A 14,260-nucleotide genomic window follows, 5' to 3' on the forward strand; every position below is an offset into this window, starting at 1 on the left:
CCGCGGGCGGCGCGGTGCGCCGGGCTCAGGCCCGCACGACCTCGATCCGCGGTGGCTGGGCGAGCGTGCGCCCCACGACGCAGTACCGCTCGGTCGCCGTCCCCAGCCGGGCCAGCGTGGCGTCGTCCGCGTCGGTGTCGAGGGCGAGGGTGAGCACGATGTCCTGGACGCCGACCGGCGCCTCCCGGTCGATGCCGAGCGTGCCGCGGGCGTCCCACCAGGCGTCGGCGCGCAGCCGGGCCGAGCGGATCTCGACGCCCATCGCGGTGGCGACCGCGCGCAGGGTCACGCCGGCGCAGGCGAGCACGGCCTGGAGCAGCAGGTCGGCGGAGCAGGCGTCGGAGCCGTCGCCGCCGGTGGCGGGGTGGAGTCCGGCGCGGATCGGTCCGGTGAAGCCGTCGATGGTGGCGGTGACGTCCGGGGTGCCGTAGTCGCCGGTCGCGGCGGTCGCGGTGCGTGCCGTCGCGGGGTCGGCGCGGTAGCGCTCCTTGAGCGGCGCCTGCCGGGCCCGGAGGGTGCTCGCATCCATGGCTCACCGTAGCGCCTACGCTCGGGGGCGTGACGTTCCCGCACCTCACCCTCACCCAGGATCCGCACGACCGGCTCGGGCTGCTGCGCACCGACGAGGCGTGGCTCGCCGCGCGGTGGGACGACGCCGACGCGCGGGTGCTCGTGATCTCCGGGACGCGGGTCAAGCCCGGGGCCGGCGGCATCGAGTGGGTCCCGACGGCCCTGGCGCCCGACGGCGTCCGGGTGCTGCTGGGCGAGCGCGACGGCGTCACCTGGTGGGCGGTCATCGCCTCGGCGGAGCTGGCCAAGGCCGAGCCGGAGCAGTGGCTCCCGCTACGCGGCCTGCTGCCGTACCTCGGCGGCGACGCGGTCCGCCAGGCGCCGCTGGTGTTCCACGCGCTCGGCCTGGCCGAGTGGCACTGGGCGCACACCTTCTGCCCGCGCTGCGGTGGCCGCCTGGCGCCCCGCGCGGCGGGCCACGAGCTGGTGTGCGAGAGCTGCGGCAAGCCGCAGTTCCCGCGGTCCGACCCGGCGGTGATCATGGTGATCGCGGCCGGCGAGCCGGGCAGCCCGGAGGAGCGCTGCCTGCTCGGGCGCAACAAGTCCTGGCCCGAGGGCCGCTACTCGACGCTGGCCGGCTTCTGCGAGCCGGGGGAGAGCCTCGAGGACGCCGTCCGGCGTGAGGTCCTCGAGGAGACCGGTGTGGTGGTCGGCGAGGTGACCTACTTCGGCAACCAGCCGTGGCCGCTGCCGTCCAGCCTGATGCTGGGGTTCCACGGCCGGGCGACGTCGGAGGACATCCGGCTCGAGGACGACGACGTCGAGGACGCCCAGTGGTTCACGCGCGAGGACATGCGCCGTCGTACGGCGGACGGCTCGCTGGTGCTGCCGGGCGGCGTCTCGATCAGCCGCTCGCTCGTCGAGCACTGGTACGGCGGCGCACTGCCCGGCAGCTGGTAGCGGCGGGCAGCCGCTGGCAGCGCTGAGCGCGCTCAGGCGCTGAGCGCGGCGAGCTTCTCCTTGACCTGGATGACGCTCGGGTTGGTCTGCGCGGTGCCGTCGGCGTAGACCAGCGTCGGCACGGTCTGGTTGCCGTTGTTGGCGGCCTCGACGATGGCCGCGGCTTCGGGCTGCTGCTCGATGTCGACGATCTCGTAGGCGATGCCCTCCCGGTCGAGCTGGCTCTTGAGCCGGTGGCAGTAGCCGCACCAGGGAGTCGTGTACATCGTGAACGTCATCGCGGATCGCCTTCTCAGTCAGGGCATTTCGGGAGGTGTGCTGCCCTCACCCAACCACGGCGCCGGTGACCTTGTTCCCCCGACCAGGGGCGCCCGGACCGGTCGGGTGCAGGTCGGGACTCGATACGGGACACGCGCCCTGGCTGCCGGGACTCCCGGCCCGCGAAGGTCGGTGCAACGAAGTCATCGCCCCCAGAGGAGTCTCCCGATGTCCCGCACTCGCAAGGTCACGCTGCTCTCCGCGACCACCGCCCTGGCCGCAGCATCGTTGCTCACCGCGGTGAGCCCGGCGGACGCCGCGTCGATCACCGGCGGCGACGGCAGCCCCGTCCGGGCCCGCTCGTCCGTGGCGGCGGCGTCGGCCGTCGGCGGCTCGATCGTCTACATCCACGCCGACAACGTCTGGCTGAGCCGTCCCGACGGCAGCGGCCAGCGCGCGGTGACCAAGGACGGTACGGCGACGACGCCGTACGAGCACCCGACCATGTCGGACGCCGGCATCATCGCGGTGATGAAGGGCGAGACGATCGTCCGGATGCGTCAAGACGGCGTCGTCCTCAACCGGATCACGCCCGAGGACCTCTTCGTCCCCGACTACGGCACGGTCACGATCAGCCCGATCCTCGACCCCGAGATCTCGCCCGACGGCAGCAAGATCGCCTACAGCCAGCTGCGCCTCGAGCGGTACAACGGCCCGGGCGGCTACCTCGAGACGGAGGCCGAGACCGGCTTCACCGACGCGGCGCAGTGGGCCGGCCCCGACAAGTACGGGATCCAGCTCGGCTACCAGCCCTCCTGGGTCACCAACAGCCGGGTGACGCTGAACCGCTCCGGCGACGTCCACCTGGCCGACCTGGGCCACCCGTCGACGCCGTGGTTCTACTCCAACGACATCTTCGGCCAGTTCATCGAGCTGCAGGAGACGGAGGTGTCGCCCGACGGCAACCGCGTGATCTTCGGCAGCGCCGGCGGCATCGGGATGAAGACGACGGTCGGGGACCCGCGCACCGGTACGCCGGGCAAGCCCACCGCCAACCCGGAGTGCTACCTCACGCCCGACGCCGGTCAGCCGGTCGCCAAGGACCCGAGCTTCGGCCCCGACAGCGACTCGGCCGCCTACAGCGAGGGCGGCGACCTGTGGGTGATCACCGGCCTGGCCGCGTGCGGCCCGACCACCACGGTGACCAAGATCGCGACGGGCGGCACCGAGCCGTCCTGGTCGCCCGCCCCGCTGTCGGCCGCGCCGGCCCCCGGTCCGCAGGCGTTCGCGCTGGCCAAGGCGCCGGTCGTGAGCGGCAAGGCGAAGGTCGGCAAGCGGCTGCGCGCGAGCACCGGCACCTGGTCGCCGGCGCCGTCGGGTGTCAGCTACACCTGGCTGCGCAACGGAAAGGTGGTCCGCGGCCGCACCGCGTCGACGTACGTCGTGGGGCGCGCCGACCGCGGCAAGCGGATCCAGGTCCGGGTGACCGTGCGCCGCAACGGCTACACGACCCGCTCGGCCGTCTCGTCGACGGTGACCGTCCGGCGCTGACCCGGCGCTGACCCCGATCGGCTGAGCGCTGACGGCGCTGACAACTCGCGACGGCGGGTCCGGTTGTGTCGGACCCGCCGTCTAGGGTTTTCTCCATGTCCGAGTCCATCGAACGGCTGCTCTCCGCGCTCGATCCCGAGCAGCGGCAGGTCGCCGAGACGCTGCGGGGCCCGGTGCGGGTCCTGGCCGGCGCGGGCACGGGCAAGACACGGGCGATCACCCACCGCATCGCCCACGGCGTCCAGGCGGGCGTCTACGCGCCGACCGAGGTGCTGGCGGTGACCTTCACGACCCGCGCGGCCGGCGAGCTCCGGCAGCGGCTGCGGGCGCTCGGCGCGCCCGGCGTCCAGGCGCGCACCTTCCACAGTGCGGCGCTGCGCCAGCTGCGCTACTTCTGGCCCCACGTCCACGGCACCGAGCTGCCGGTCCTCACCGAGTCCAAGATCCCGATGCTCGCGGCGGCCTGCCGCACGCTCGGCATCCGCGCCGAGCAGGCGCTGCTGCGCGACCTCGCCTCCGAGGTCGAGTGGGCCAAGGTCAGCAATGTCGGGGCCGACGACTACCCGCGCATCGCGCCGGTCAAGGGCCGCTCGGTCGGCGACCAGTCGCCCGACGAGGTGGGCCGGGTGATCGCCGCCTACGAGCAGGTCAAGCGCGACCAGGGCCGCATGGACATGGAGGACGTCCTGCTCCTCACCGCCGGCGTGCTCGCCTCCGACGAGCGGGTCGCGGCGCAGGTGCGCCGGCAGTACAAGTGGTTCGTCGTCGACGAGTTCCAGGACGTCTCGCCGCTGCAGTCGGCGCTGCTCGACCTCTGGCTCGGCGGGCGCGACGAGCTGTGCGTGGTCGGCGACCCGGCCCAGACCATCTACTCCTTCGCCGGCGCCGACGCGACCTACCTCAAGGACTTCCCCCAGCGCTATCCCGGCACCACCTCCATCGAGCTGGTCCGCAACTACCGCTCCACCCCGCAGGTGGTCGAGGCGGCCAACACGCTGCTGTCCGGCACGCCGAGCGCCGGCGTCGAGTTGCGCTCGCAGCAGAAGCCGGGCTCGTCGGTGCGCTTCGTCGGCGAGCCCGACGAGGTCGCCGAGGCGCGCAGCGTCGCCGACCGGATCGCGCGGCTGCAGCGCGCCGGCACGCCGTACGGCGAGATGGCGGTGCTCTTCCGCATCAACGCCCAGTCCGAGACCTTCGAGGACGCGCTCACCGACCGCGGCATCCCCTACATCATCCGCGGCGCGGCTCGCTTCTTCGAGCGCCGCGAGGTGCTCGAGGCGGTCACCCGGCTGCGCGGGGCGGCGCGCTCGGGCGAGGGCGACGGCGTCCCGTGGCTCGAGGTGGTCCGTGGCGTCCTCGGCGGCATGGGCTGGACGGCCGAGCCGCCGACCAGCCGCGGGCAGGTCCGCGACCGGTGGGAGTCCTTCCAGGCGCTGGCCGACCAGGCCGAGGAGTTCGGCAACGAGCACGGCATCGAGGCGTCCGTGGCCGGCTTCGTCGACGAGCTCGACCGCCGCGCCACCGAGCAGCACGCCCCGACCGCCGACGGCGTCACGCTGGCGACCTTCCACGCGGCCAAGGGCCTGGAGTGGGACGCCGTCTTCTGCTGCGGCGTCCAGGACGGCACCGTCCCCATCGTCTACGCCGAGCAGGGCGGCGCGCGCCCCGACGCGGTCGAGGAGGAGCGCCGCCTGCTCTACGTCGGCCTGACCCGCGCCCGCCGGGAGCTGATGGTCTCGTGGTCGGCGGCCCGCAACCCGGGGCAGGCCCCGCGGCGCCAGCCGTCGCGCTTCATCGTGCCGATGCTGCCGGCCGGCCAGCAGCCGCAGGCGCCGCGCACCCGCACCAAGGTGGCCCGCTGTCGCGAGTGCCTCCAGCCGCTGACCAGCGCCGCCGAGAAGAAGCGCGGTCGCTGCGCCCACCACCCGGTCCGCTACGACGAGGGGCTGTTCGAGCGGCTCAAGGCCTGGCGCCTGGAGACCGCGCGCGAGGCGGGCGAGGACGGCAAGCCGCTGCCGGCCTATGTCGTGTTCACCGACGCCACGCTCGAGCTGATCGCCGAGCACCGGCCGACCTCGATGAAGGCGCTGGCGAAGGTCAACGGGGTCGGTCCGAGCAAGATCGAGCGCTACGGCGAAGCCGTTCTGGCACTGGTCTCAGAAAAACCTTGAAAAAACCTCGATAAATGATTTGCACGGCCCGACGGCCCCCCATTACGGTCGTCTGACAACAACCACTGCGCATCACAGCCCTGGCACGGCTGGCGCCCGCACGGCACCGAAGGAGGTGGCACCCATGGAGAGCATCGTGATGAACCCGGTGATGACGTCTGACTGGCAGCTTCAGCTGTCCGCTGTCGCGTCCTTCGACTGCGCCACCTCTGCCCTCACGGCCAACCCGGCCCAGGGCATTGCCGCGCGTGCGATCGCGCCGAACGCCGCCTACGGGCCGTTCGCTGCCTTCGGCACCGCGCTGGTGGCCCTCGATGAGGCCAAGCGCGAGCGCGCCTTCGCCGGCATGGGACACCGCGGCACGACGTCCGCCGACGTCCCGGGTCTCCACGCCTGGAGTCCACCGATCTGATCTGAATCAGCTCGGCACCCTCCAGGCCGCGGAACCCGAAAGACCGGGATCCGCGGCCTTCGTACTTCTCCGACCGAGAACGCGAAGGCGCAGATCCCCTCCAAGGAATCGACCAACGCGATCAGGTCAGAAGTAGAGGAGGTGAAAAGCGACAATGACGACCAGTGTTCTCGAGCCGACCCTGGACGAGCTGCTGCCGTGCCGGCTGAACGATGCGGAGCTGTGGTTCGCGGAGTCCCCGTCGGACGTCGAGGCCGCCAAGGCGCTGTGCTCGGACTGCCCGGTCCAGGCGATGTGCCTCGCCGGTGCGCTGGAGCGGCGCGAGCCCTGGGGTGTCTGGGGCGGCCAGCTGTTCCTGGCCGGCGCGGTGATCCCGCGTAAGCGGCCCCGGGGTCGGCCGCGGAAGGACGCCGCGGCGTAGGCCCACTCCACCCCTCCTCACCATCCATCAGATCTTCACCATCACCAGAACGGATCCACCATCATGAACAGCTTCTTGAACGAAGAGCTCGCCCGCGCGCAGATGGCCGAGCGCCTGGGAGAGGCGCAGCAGCTGCGTGTGGCCAGCAGGATGGCCCGCGCTCGCCGCTTGAGCCGCAAGGCCGAGCGTGCTGCGCAGCAGGCTCGTCTCGCCCTCGCTCGCGCACTCTGAGTCCGCTCCGCGGACCAGCGAGACCGGAATTCTTCGAGTCCTCCTCGGAGGGCACCTGATCGCGGGTGAGTAGGAAGGACCGGTTCGACCGATCGTCGAACCGGTCCTTCCATCTTTTTCCGGCCCGGCCGACACCCGTGGGGCCCGGGCCGAACTAGCCTGGTCAGGTGGCAGTGACCTGTGACTTCTGCGGCCGCCAGGCCGACGGCGACGTGGTGCCGCTGACCTGGACGACGTCGCTCGAGCGCGGCCGGGTCCGTCGCTTCTGCGACGAGTGCTCGCGCACGCACCTGCGCTCGATGGAGGCCAAGCTCGACAGCGACTGGTGGTAGGTCGGCCGGCCCGACTCACGGCAGGTCGAGAAAGCCGTCCCAGGAGCAGCCGCAGTAGGGATGGCGGCCCCACGGGGTGATCGTGGGCGCGGTGGCGGGGCCGAGGTCGACGGTGGCCGACCAGGTGCTGGGCTCGTCGCCCTCGGCATAGCGCTGCAGGTCGCGCACCGCCCAGGCCAGCGCCAGCCGGTCGAGGAGCGGGTCGCGCGGCGCCGGGAAGGCGGCCGCCTGGCCGGCGGCCTGGGCGAGGAGCAGCGGGCGGCGCGGGTCGTGCATCGACTCGTGGGCGTCGACGCAGCGCTGGCAGGCGGTGCGGCCGGGCTCGACGAAGGGGCCGATGCGGACGCCGGCGGCGTCGCCGCCGACCAGCAGGTGCGCTCGCGAGGCGCGGATCAGCGGGTCGAGGGCGTCGCGGTGGACCTCGCCGGCGCTGACGACGAGGTGGACGGCGTCCGGGTCGTCGCCGTCGGAGGTCGTGGGCAGCCCGGCCTCGGCCAGGAGGGCGTCGACGGCCGGCTCGAGGGCGAGGGCGGCGTGGACCACCACGCGGGTGGCGACGCGGGCTTCGTGGCGTCGTACGGCGTCGGGGCCGAACTGGGCCAGCAGCGTGGTCAGCGCCCGCGGCCGGGGCTCCTCGCCCAGGAACGCTGCGACGACGAGATCGGCGTCCTGCAGGCGGCGGAGCGCGTCGGCGGCTGCGTCGGGCAGGGCCTCGGCGGGATCGAGGCCGGTGGGGCGGCGCAGGGCGTCGACGAGGCGGCGTACGGCGGGATCGTCGGGCAGGCACGCGCTCGGCCCTGCCAGGCCGATCTGGACGACGCCGGGGGAGCGCGCCATCACAGGCGTGCCGGGGCGCAGGATCAGGTGGCGGGCCCCGAGCGCGGACATGCCGGCAGCGTCGCACGAACCGGCGTCACCGCGTCGGCGTCATCCACAGGCGCCTAGAACGCGCCACGGGCGGCTCCACCGCAGTGGAGCCGCCCGTGCATCGGCTGAGTGCCTGGGATCAGGCCTTGCCGAGGATGCGGTTGAGGTTGGTGCCGCAGACGGGGCAGACGGCCTTGGCCATCCGGGTGCCCTTCTCGTTCACCTTGACCTCGCCCTCGGCCTCGCGCTTCTCCTTGCACTTCACGCAGTAGAACTCACCGCTCCAGGTCTCCGCCATGACGGCCTCCTTGTTGCTCATCTTGTTCGTTCGGTCGTCGCGACGGGGGACAGTGGGGAAGCCCGCCGGGGTCCAGAGACTTGGCTCCGAACCTCCCTGACCCTACGACACGCCGCAACGGAGTCGTCGGAGCGTGTCCCGCATGTCTGAATCCGCCGTGAGATCGACCACCAGCGCGGGTGGACGCGGGAGAGGGAGAGGAGGCCCCCGGAGCCGCGCTGCGCCTCGCTTGCCTTCCCCTTGCGAGCGAGGAGCTGCGGCCCGGGGGCCTCGTCTGGGGACGACGCTAGGGATCACGGCGGGAGCGGTCAATCCGGCAGTTCGCGGGCTTGTGGACAAGGTTGTGGAGAAGGCTGTGGATGAGTGGGGGTGGGCCGTGGATGAGCGGGGGAGAACCGCCTGTCGGCTGTGGAGGACTGCGGGACGGACGGGGGAGGCGGCGCGCCGTACCCTCGGGTGACCAGCGAGGATGGTCCTCACAGGTTCCTCCACCGCCTGTGGAGAACAATTTCCAGTAAGGGGTCAGCGTGAGTGCGGAGCAGTACGACGGCACGCCGGTCGCGGCGCTGCGCCGGATCGCCTTCCTGCTCGAGCGCGGACGGGCCGACAGCTACAAGGTGAAGGCCTACCGCGGCGCCGCGTCCGCGATCCTGCCGCTCCCGGCCGACGAGGTCGCCGCCCGGGCCGAGGCGGGGACGCTCACCGAGCTGAGCGGCGTCGGGGCGAGCACCGCGCGGGTGATCGCGCAGGCCGCGGCCGGGCAGCTGCCGGACAAGCTGGCCGAGGCCGAGGAGCAGTACGGCGCGCCGCTCACCGCCGACGGCGCCGGCACCACCCTGCGCGCCGCGCTGCGCGGCGACCTGCACTCCCACTCGGACTGGTCCGACGGCGGCTCGCCCATCGAGGAGATGGCGATGACCGCCATCGAGCTCGGTCACGACTACCTCGTCCTCACCGACCACTCGCCCCGGCTCAAGGTCGCCCGCGGGCTGTCCGCCGAGCGGCTGGCCCGCCAGCTCGACGTGGTCGCCGCCGTCAACGATCACCTGGGTGGTGCCGGCGCCGGCGGCTTCCGGCTGCTGCGCGGCATCGAGGTCGACATCCTCGACGACGGCGGCCTCGACCAGACCGACGCGATGCTGGCGCGGCTCGACGTCCGGGTGGCGAGCGTGCACTCCAAGCTCGCCATGGACCCCGAGCCGCTGACCAAGCGGATGATCGCCGCGATCCGCAACCCCTATACCAACGTCCTGGGGCACTGCACCGGGCGGCTGGTGACGGGCAACCGGGGGACCCGGCAGGAGTCCCGGTTCGACGCGCGCGCGGTGTTCGAGGCGTGCGCGGAGGAGGGGGTCGCGGTCGAGATCAACTCCCGGCCCGAGCGCCGCGACCCGCCGACCCGGCTGCTCGAGCTGGCGCGCGACATCGGCTGCCTGTTCTCCATCGACAGCGACGCCCACGCGCCCGGGCAGCTCGACTACCCGCTGCTCGGCTGCGAGCGGGCCGAGGCGGCCGGGATCGAGGCCGATCGGATCGTCAACACCTGGCCGGTCGAGCGGCTGCTCGACTGGGCCCGCCCCTGAGGTCCCACCAAGACCGCCGGTCGCGCCGTAGGGTCGAGACATGCCCACTCCTCGCGTGGAGGTACGACGGTCCGAGCGCCGCCGGCGTACCGTCACGGCCTACCGCGAGGGGGAGAAGATCGTCGTCCTGCTCCCCGACAGCTTCACGGTGACCGAGGAGCGCGCCTGGGTGTCGAAGATGGTCGCCCGGGTCGAGCGCAAGGAGCGGCGGTCCGCCACGCCCCGCCGCTGGGACGACGACGACCTGATGCGGCGCGCCCAGGAGCTGAGCGACGACTTCCTCGGCGGGCTTGCCGTGCCCGAGTCGGTCCGGTGGGTCGGCAACCAGCGCGCGCGCTGGGGGTCGTGCACCCCCAAGGACCGCTCGATCCGGCTCTCCGAGCGGCTGCAGCGGATGCCGGAGTGGGTGATCGACTACGTGATCGTGCACGAGCTCGCGCACCTGATCGAGCCGCACCACGACGAGCGGTTCTGGGGGTGGGTCGCCCACTACCCGGCCGCGGAGAAGGCGAAGGGCTACCTCGCCGGCTGGTCGGACGCCGCCCGGATCGACCGGCCGCCGTCGGAGCACGTGCTGCCGGGCGAGGACGTCGACTAGGTCCCCGGCGAGAACGTGTCGACGTAGCGTCATTCGTTCGGTGGGCTCTCACCCACGCAACGAATGACGTCAGGTGCGGACGAAGACCTCGCGGGCCCGCGCGATGAGCGCGTGCATGGCCGGCTCGAGCTCGGGCAGCGCGTCGACCGGCCACCAGCGCACCGCGAGCGACTCGTCACTGACCACGGCGGTGGCGTCGGCGGGCGCGGCGGCGACGTAGCGGACGTCGAGGTGGTGCACCTCGCCCCGGTCGCCGCAGAAGGGCACCGTGTGCAGGTCGAGCTGGACCGGCTCGGGGTGGAAGGCGAGCTCGGTCAGGCCGCTCTCCTCGTGCGCCTCGCGCAGCGCGACCGCGGCGAGGGTGGCGTCGCTGTCCTCACAGTGCCCGCCGAAGTGGAACCAGCGCCCTGCCTTGCGGTGCAGGTTGAGCAGCACCTGCTCGCCGGTGGCGTCGATGACGAGCGTCCCGGCCGTGATGTGGTCGGGGTACGACGAGCGCCACATGCCGTCGGGCGTCGCCTCCAGGTGGGCGACATAGCGCTGCCGCAGGCTCTCCTCGGCCTCGTCGGGCGCGCTCCAGCCGCTGAGGACGCGCAGCGCGTCGGCGTGCAGCGTCACTCGGCGGGCGGGGTGTCGGTGCCGGCGTCGTCGGCGCCGGCGTCGCCGGGACCGTCGAGCAGCTTGCGCAGCTCGGCCTCGAACTCGTCGGCGGACAGCTCCTCCGGCGCGGTCGCGTCGGCCCGGAACGACAGTGGGTCGTCGAGGTCGGCGGCGGTGGGGAGCAGGTCGGGGTGCATCCAGACGCCGTCGCGGGCCTCCTGGCCGCTGCGGGTGCGCAGGCCGCCCCACAGGGTGGACGCGTCGCGCAGCCGGCGCGGGCGCAGCTCGAGGCCGACGAGGGCCGCGAAGGTCTGCTCGGCGGGACCGCCGGCCGCGCGGCGGCGGCGTACGGCCTCACGCAGCTTGGTCGCCGCGGGCATCCGCTCGGCGGTGGCCTGGCCGACGACCTCGTCGACCCAGCCCTCGACCAGCGCCAGCGCGATCTCGAGCCGGGAGAGCGCGGCGGTCTGGGCCTCGGTCTCGGGCGGCTCGAACATGCCGCCCTCGAGCAGGCCCTGGATGGCCTCGGGGTTGGTCGGGTCGATGCCGCGCAGCTGCTCCTGGACCCGGTCCTGGATCTGCTGGGCGTTGATCTCCAGCCCGCGTGCGTAGTCGGTGACCGCGCCGATCAGGTGCTCGCGCAGCCACGGGACGTGGGCGAACAGCCGCTGGTGGGCGGCCTCGCGCAGCGCGAGATAGAGGATGACGTCGTCCTCGGTGACGTCGAGGCCGTCGGCGAAGGCGCGGACGTTGCTCATCACCAGCGCCGCCTCGCCGGGCGCGCCGAGCGGCAGGCCGATGTCGGAGGCGGTGAGCACCTCGCCGGCGAGGGCGCCGAGGCCCTGGCCGATCTGCATCGCCATCATCCCGCCCACGGCCTGGCCGATGATCCCGACGAGCGGGCCGGCCGCGGCCTTCATCTCCTCGGGCAGGCCGGCGGACAGGCCGGTCACCGAGCGCGCGGCCACGGGCTCGACGAGCACCTTCCACACCGGCTGGGTCTCGACCAGCCACTCGGCACGGCTCCACGCGGCGGTCGTGCTCACGCCGGAGGGGAAGCCGGTGGCCTCGTCGAGCCAGTGGTCGGCGAGCCGGACGGCGTCGGCCACCCGGTCGTGGTCGCGCTGGCTCGGCGTGGGGTCGGGCTCCTGCGCGGCGGCCTGCCGCGCGATGTCGTTGGCCGCGTTCCAGTTGAGCGGGCCGTCGTGGGGCTGCATCAGGGACTGGAGCTGCTGGAAGAACGCCATGCCGCCGCCGGCGCCGCCCGGGAAGGCACCGCCGGGGAAGGCGCCGCCGGGGAAGGCGCCGCCGAGCGCGCCGAAGATCTGCTCGAACGGCGTGCCCTTGAACGGGTTCGGCTGGTCGTCGCCCGGGTTGTCGGTCATGGTCCGAATCTACGCCGGATCGCCAACCGGTCCGATAGGGGAGACCCCTGGTCGGACCCTGGCCCGGGCCGCGGGCGAGCCGCCCTGGGAGGCTGCTGAGCAATCTCGCCTGCTGCGCGCAGCGCTCGCGACGGCGACCTTGCTCAGCAGTCTCCTAGAGTGCCCCCATGAGCAACCCCGCCGTCCGCCTCGTCGCGATCTCGGACCAGCCGCTCTCCGTGACGCAGGTCCTCGACAGCCTCGACGACCCGGGCTCCGGCGGCCTGGTGCTCTTCGTGGGCCGGGTCCGCGACCACGACCACGAGCAGGGCGTGACCGGGCTGTCGTACTCCGCGCACCCGTCCGCGCTCGAGCGGCTGCAGGACGTCTGCGAACGCATCGCCGACGAGTACGACGTCGCCGGGGTCGCCGCCGTCCACCGGGTCGGCGACCTCGAGATCGGCGACCTCGCCGTCGTCGTCGCGACCATCGCCGGCCATCGCGGGTCCTCGTTCGAGGCCAGCCGGGCGCTCATCGACACGCTCAAGGCCGAGGTCCCGATCTGGAAGCACCAGCGGTTCGTCGACGGCTCGGACGAATGGGTCGGCTCGCCGTAGTCAGCGTGTCCTGACGCCCGCGCATGGAGCACCCACCTACCCTCGTGGAGTGGAGATCCTGTTGTGGCTGCTGCCGGCCGCCGTCCTCACCGTCGCCTCGATGGTGTGGGTCGCGTGGTGGGGTCGTGCCGGGCGGGGCGAGGTCGATCGCGAGACGGCCGCGCGGCGGATGGGGGAGGCCCTGTCCCGTGAGCAGCGGCACCGCCCGGGCTACGCCGTACCGCCGCGCGAGCAGGAGCGCGCGACCGGTGTCGCGCTGCGCGCCTCGCGGATGCGACCCGTCGTGATCCAGGGCGCGGCGCCCGCCGACTCCACCACCGAGACGCCCGCCGAGACCCCCGCCGGGACCACCGAGAAGGCATCCGACGCGGCCGATCACGACCGCCGCGCGTCCTGATTGGTGACATCTGAGAGGGTAGGCGCCATGAACCAGCGCCTGATCGCCGTGTGCCTCGCGGCACCCCTGGTGCTGATCCTCGGCGGCATCGCGGCCGTCGTTCCGCTGCCCTTCGCGTCCTACAGCCCCGGGCCGACGTTCAACATCCTCGGCAAGGACTCCGACAACGCCGAGGTCGTCCAAGTCGACGGGCACCCGGCCTACTACGACAAGGGCCAGCTGCGGTTCACCACGGTGATCGCGTCGGCGTACGACCAGAAACTCTCGCTCGGCGCCGCGCTGAGCCGCTGGTTCGACCCCCACAAGGCGGTCGTGCCCTACGACGTGGTCCACCCGAAGAACCAGTCCGCGGCCGACGAGAAGGCCGAGGGCGCCGTCCAGATGACGACCTCGCAGGACGTCGCCAAGGCGATCGCCCTGGAGGAGCTGGGCTACAAGATCCCCACCGCGATCCAGGTGGCGCTGGTAGACGAGAACGGCCCGGCGCAGGGCAAGCTGCTCGTCCGCGACATCTTCACGGAGGTCGACGGCCAGCCGGTCACCACCGCCGACCAGATCGTCAAGGCCGTCGGCAAGCACGCCGACGGCTCGCTGGTGGAGTTCCGGATCCTGCGCGACAAGCGCGAGCTGACGGTCCGGATCAAGCCGAAGGAGATCGACGGCAAGCCGCGCGTCGGCATCTCGCTGGGGCAGGGCTACCAGTTCCCGTTCACCATCCAGCTGCGCGTCGACCCGACCGTCGGGGGGCCGAGCGCGGGCCTGATGTTCTCGCTGGCCATCTACGACACGCTCACCCCGGGCTCGCTGACGGGCGGCGCGACCGTCGCCGGCACCGGCGAGCTCGAGCCGGACGGCACGGTCGGCCCGATCGGCGGCATCCAGCAGAAGATCGCGGGCGCCGAGGACGCGGGCGCCGAGCTGTTCTTCGTCCCCAAGGACAACTGCCCGGACGTGAAGGGGCTCGACCCCGACCTGCGCCTGGTCAAGGCGACGAGCATGCACGAGGCGCGCGTCGCGCTCGAGAAGTGGGCCGGCGACCACAACGCCAAGCTCCCGACCTGCTGAGTACCGTCGAGAACGAGGAGCCACG

Annotated in this window: 17 protein-coding genes and 1 pseudogene; 12 read left to right on the plus strand and 6 right to left on the minus strand. The window is 72.9% G+C overall.

Annotated features, from left to right (window positions below; all coding sequences use genetic code 11):
• Positions 1 to 25: 25 nt before the first annotated feature.
• Positions 26 to 529, minus strand: coding sequence for an OsmC family protein (locus AB4880_RS02645; RefSeq protein ID WP_367917646.1), 504 nt, complete (start codon positions 527 to 529; stop codon positions 26 to 28).
• Between the two features lie 29 nt (positions 530 to 558).
• On the opposite strand from AB4880_RS02645, the gene nudC reads away from it, so the two are divergent.
• Positions 559 to 1,470 (plus strand): NAD(+) diphosphatase, encoded by a 912-nt coding sequence (nudC, locus tag AB4880_RS02650; RefSeq protein ID WP_367917647.1) that lies wholly within the window; start codon positions 559 to 561, stop codon positions 1,468 to 1,470.
• 32 nt (positions 1,471 to 1,502) lie between these two features.
• Here the strand turns inward: nudC and AB4880_RS02655 are convergent, their stop codons facing one another.
• On the minus strand, positions 1,503 to 1,748 hold the full coding sequence (locus AB4880_RS02655; RefSeq protein WP_367917648.1) for a mycoredoxin: 246 nt from the start codon (positions 1,746 to 1,748) through the stop codon (positions 1,503 to 1,505).
• Positions 1,749 to 1,956: 208 nt separating this feature from the next.
• On the opposite strand from AB4880_RS02655, the gene AB4880_RS02660 reads away from it, so the two are divergent.
• The 6 genes and pseudogenes from AB4880_RS02660 to AB4880_RS02685 all read left to right on the plus strand — a co-directional run bounded on the left by AB4880_RS02660 (position 1,957) and on the right by AB4880_RS02685 (position 6,846).
• Entirely contained in the window at positions 1,957 to 3,279 is a 1,323-nt protein-coding gene (locus AB4880_RS02660; RefSeq protein ID WP_367917649.1) for a TolB-like translocation protein, read from the plus strand.
• 95 nt (positions 3,280 to 3,374) lie between these two features.
• The gene (locus AB4880_RS02665; RefSeq protein WP_367917650.1) at positions 3,375 to 5,450 is read left to right on the plus strand and encodes an ATP-dependent helicase; all 2,076 of its coding nucleotides are present in this window, start codon (positions 3,375 to 3,377) and stop codon (positions 5,448 to 5,450) included.
• Positions 5,451 to 5,574: 124 nt separating this feature from the next.
• Positions 5,575 to 5,862 carry a hypothetical protein gene (locus AB4880_RS02670; protein ID WP_367917651.1) on the plus strand — a complete coding sequence of 96 codons (288 nt, stop codon included), beginning with the start codon at positions 5,575 to 5,577 and terminating at the stop codon, positions 5,860 to 5,862.
• Positions 5,863 to 6,016: 154 nt separating this feature from the next.
• Complete coding sequence (locus AB4880_RS02675) at positions 6,017 to 6,283, plus strand: WhiB family transcriptional regulator (protein WP_367917652.1); 267 nt, start codon at positions 6,017 to 6,019, stop codon at positions 6,281 to 6,283.
• Positions 6,284 to 6,334: 51 nt separating this feature from the next.
• Positions 6,335 to 6,514: pseudogene (locus AB4880_RS02680) on the plus strand (putative WhiB-interacting protein); the annotation flags it as partial.
• A 167-nt stretch (positions 6,515 to 6,681) separates the two neighbouring features.
• Positions 6,682 to 6,846: a hypothetical protein gene (locus AB4880_RS02685; protein WP_367917654.1), complete on the plus strand. Its 165-nt coding sequence runs from the start codon at positions 6,682 to 6,684 to the stop codon at positions 6,844 to 6,846.
• Positions 6,847 to 6,861: 15 nt separating this feature from the next.
• Here AB4880_RS02685 and AB4880_RS02690 read toward each other — a convergent pair whose 3' ends face one another.
• The gene (locus AB4880_RS02690) at positions 6,862 to 7,734 is read right to left on the minus strand and encodes a hypothetical protein (RefSeq protein WP_367917655.1); all 873 of its coding nucleotides are present in this window, start codon (positions 7,732 to 7,734) and stop codon (positions 6,862 to 6,864) included.
• Positions 7,735 to 7,852: 118 nt separating this feature from the next.
• The gene (locus tag AB4880_RS02695; protein WP_238408271.1) at positions 7,853 to 8,011 is read right to left on the minus strand and encodes a DUF5679 domain-containing protein; all 159 of its coding nucleotides are present in this window, start codon (positions 8,009 to 8,011) and stop codon (positions 7,853 to 7,855) included.
• A gap of 527 nt (positions 8,012 to 8,538) precedes the next feature.
• On the opposite strand from AB4880_RS02695, the gene AB4880_RS02700 reads away from it, so the two are divergent.
• Both AB4880_RS02700 and AB4880_RS02705 read left to right on the plus strand, forming a co-directional pair.
• Positions 8,539 to 9,594 (plus strand): PHP domain-containing protein, encoded by a 1,056-nt coding sequence (locus tag AB4880_RS02700; protein WP_367917656.1) that lies wholly within the window; start codon positions 8,539 to 8,541, stop codon positions 9,592 to 9,594.
• A 40-nt stretch (positions 9,595 to 9,634) separates the two neighbouring features.
• Positions 9,635 to 10,192: a M48 metallopeptidase family protein gene (locus AB4880_RS02705; RefSeq protein ID WP_367917657.1), complete on the plus strand. Its 558-nt coding sequence runs from the start codon at positions 9,635 to 9,637 to the stop codon at positions 10,190 to 10,192.
• 69 nt (positions 10,193 to 10,261) lie between these two features.
• Here the strand turns inward: AB4880_RS02705 and AB4880_RS02710 are convergent, their stop codons facing one another.
• Entirely contained in the window at positions 10,262 to 10,810 is a 549-nt protein-coding gene (locus tag AB4880_RS02710) for an NUDIX hydrolase (protein WP_367917658.1), read from the minus strand.
• Complete coding sequence (locus AB4880_RS02715) at positions 10,807 to 12,177, minus strand: zinc-dependent metalloprotease (RefSeq protein WP_367917659.1); 1,371 nt, start codon at positions 12,175 to 12,177, stop codon at positions 10,807 to 10,809. The genes AB4880_RS02710 and AB4880_RS02715 overlap by 4 nt, the downstream gene beginning before the upstream one ends.
• A gap of 167 nt (positions 12,178 to 12,344) precedes the next feature.
• Between AB4880_RS02715 and AB4880_RS02720 the strand changes: the two genes are divergently transcribed.
• Genes AB4880_RS02720 through AB4880_RS02730 form a run of 3 tightly spaced genes read left to right on the plus strand, consistent with a single transcriptional unit; the run spans position 12,345 to position 14,235 of the window.
• A complete protein-coding gene (locus tag AB4880_RS02720) occupies positions 12,345 to 12,773 on the plus strand; it encodes a molybdenum cofactor biosynthesis protein MoaE (protein WP_367917660.1) in 429 nt (142 codons plus the stop codon).
• 49 nt (positions 12,774 to 12,822) lie between these two features.
• Positions 12,823 to 13,170 carry a cbb3-type cytochrome oxidase assembly protein gene (locus tag AB4880_RS02725; RefSeq protein WP_367917661.1) on the plus strand — a complete coding sequence of 116 codons (348 nt, stop codon included), beginning with the start codon at positions 12,823 to 12,825 and terminating at the stop codon, positions 13,168 to 13,170.
• 27 nt (positions 13,171 to 13,197) lie between these two features.
• Positions 13,198 to 14,235, plus strand: coding sequence for a YlbL family protein (locus tag AB4880_RS02730; protein ID WP_367917662.1), 1,038 nt, complete (start codon positions 13,198 to 13,200; stop codon positions 14,233 to 14,235).
• Positions 14,236 to 14,260: the final 25 nt, after the last annotated feature.

Origin of the sequence: Nocardioides ginsengisoli (assembly GCF_039537225.1) — a bacterium.
GTDB lineage: Bacteria > Actinomycetota > Actinomycetes > Propionibacteriales > Nocardioidaceae > Nocardioides > Nocardioides ginsengisoli.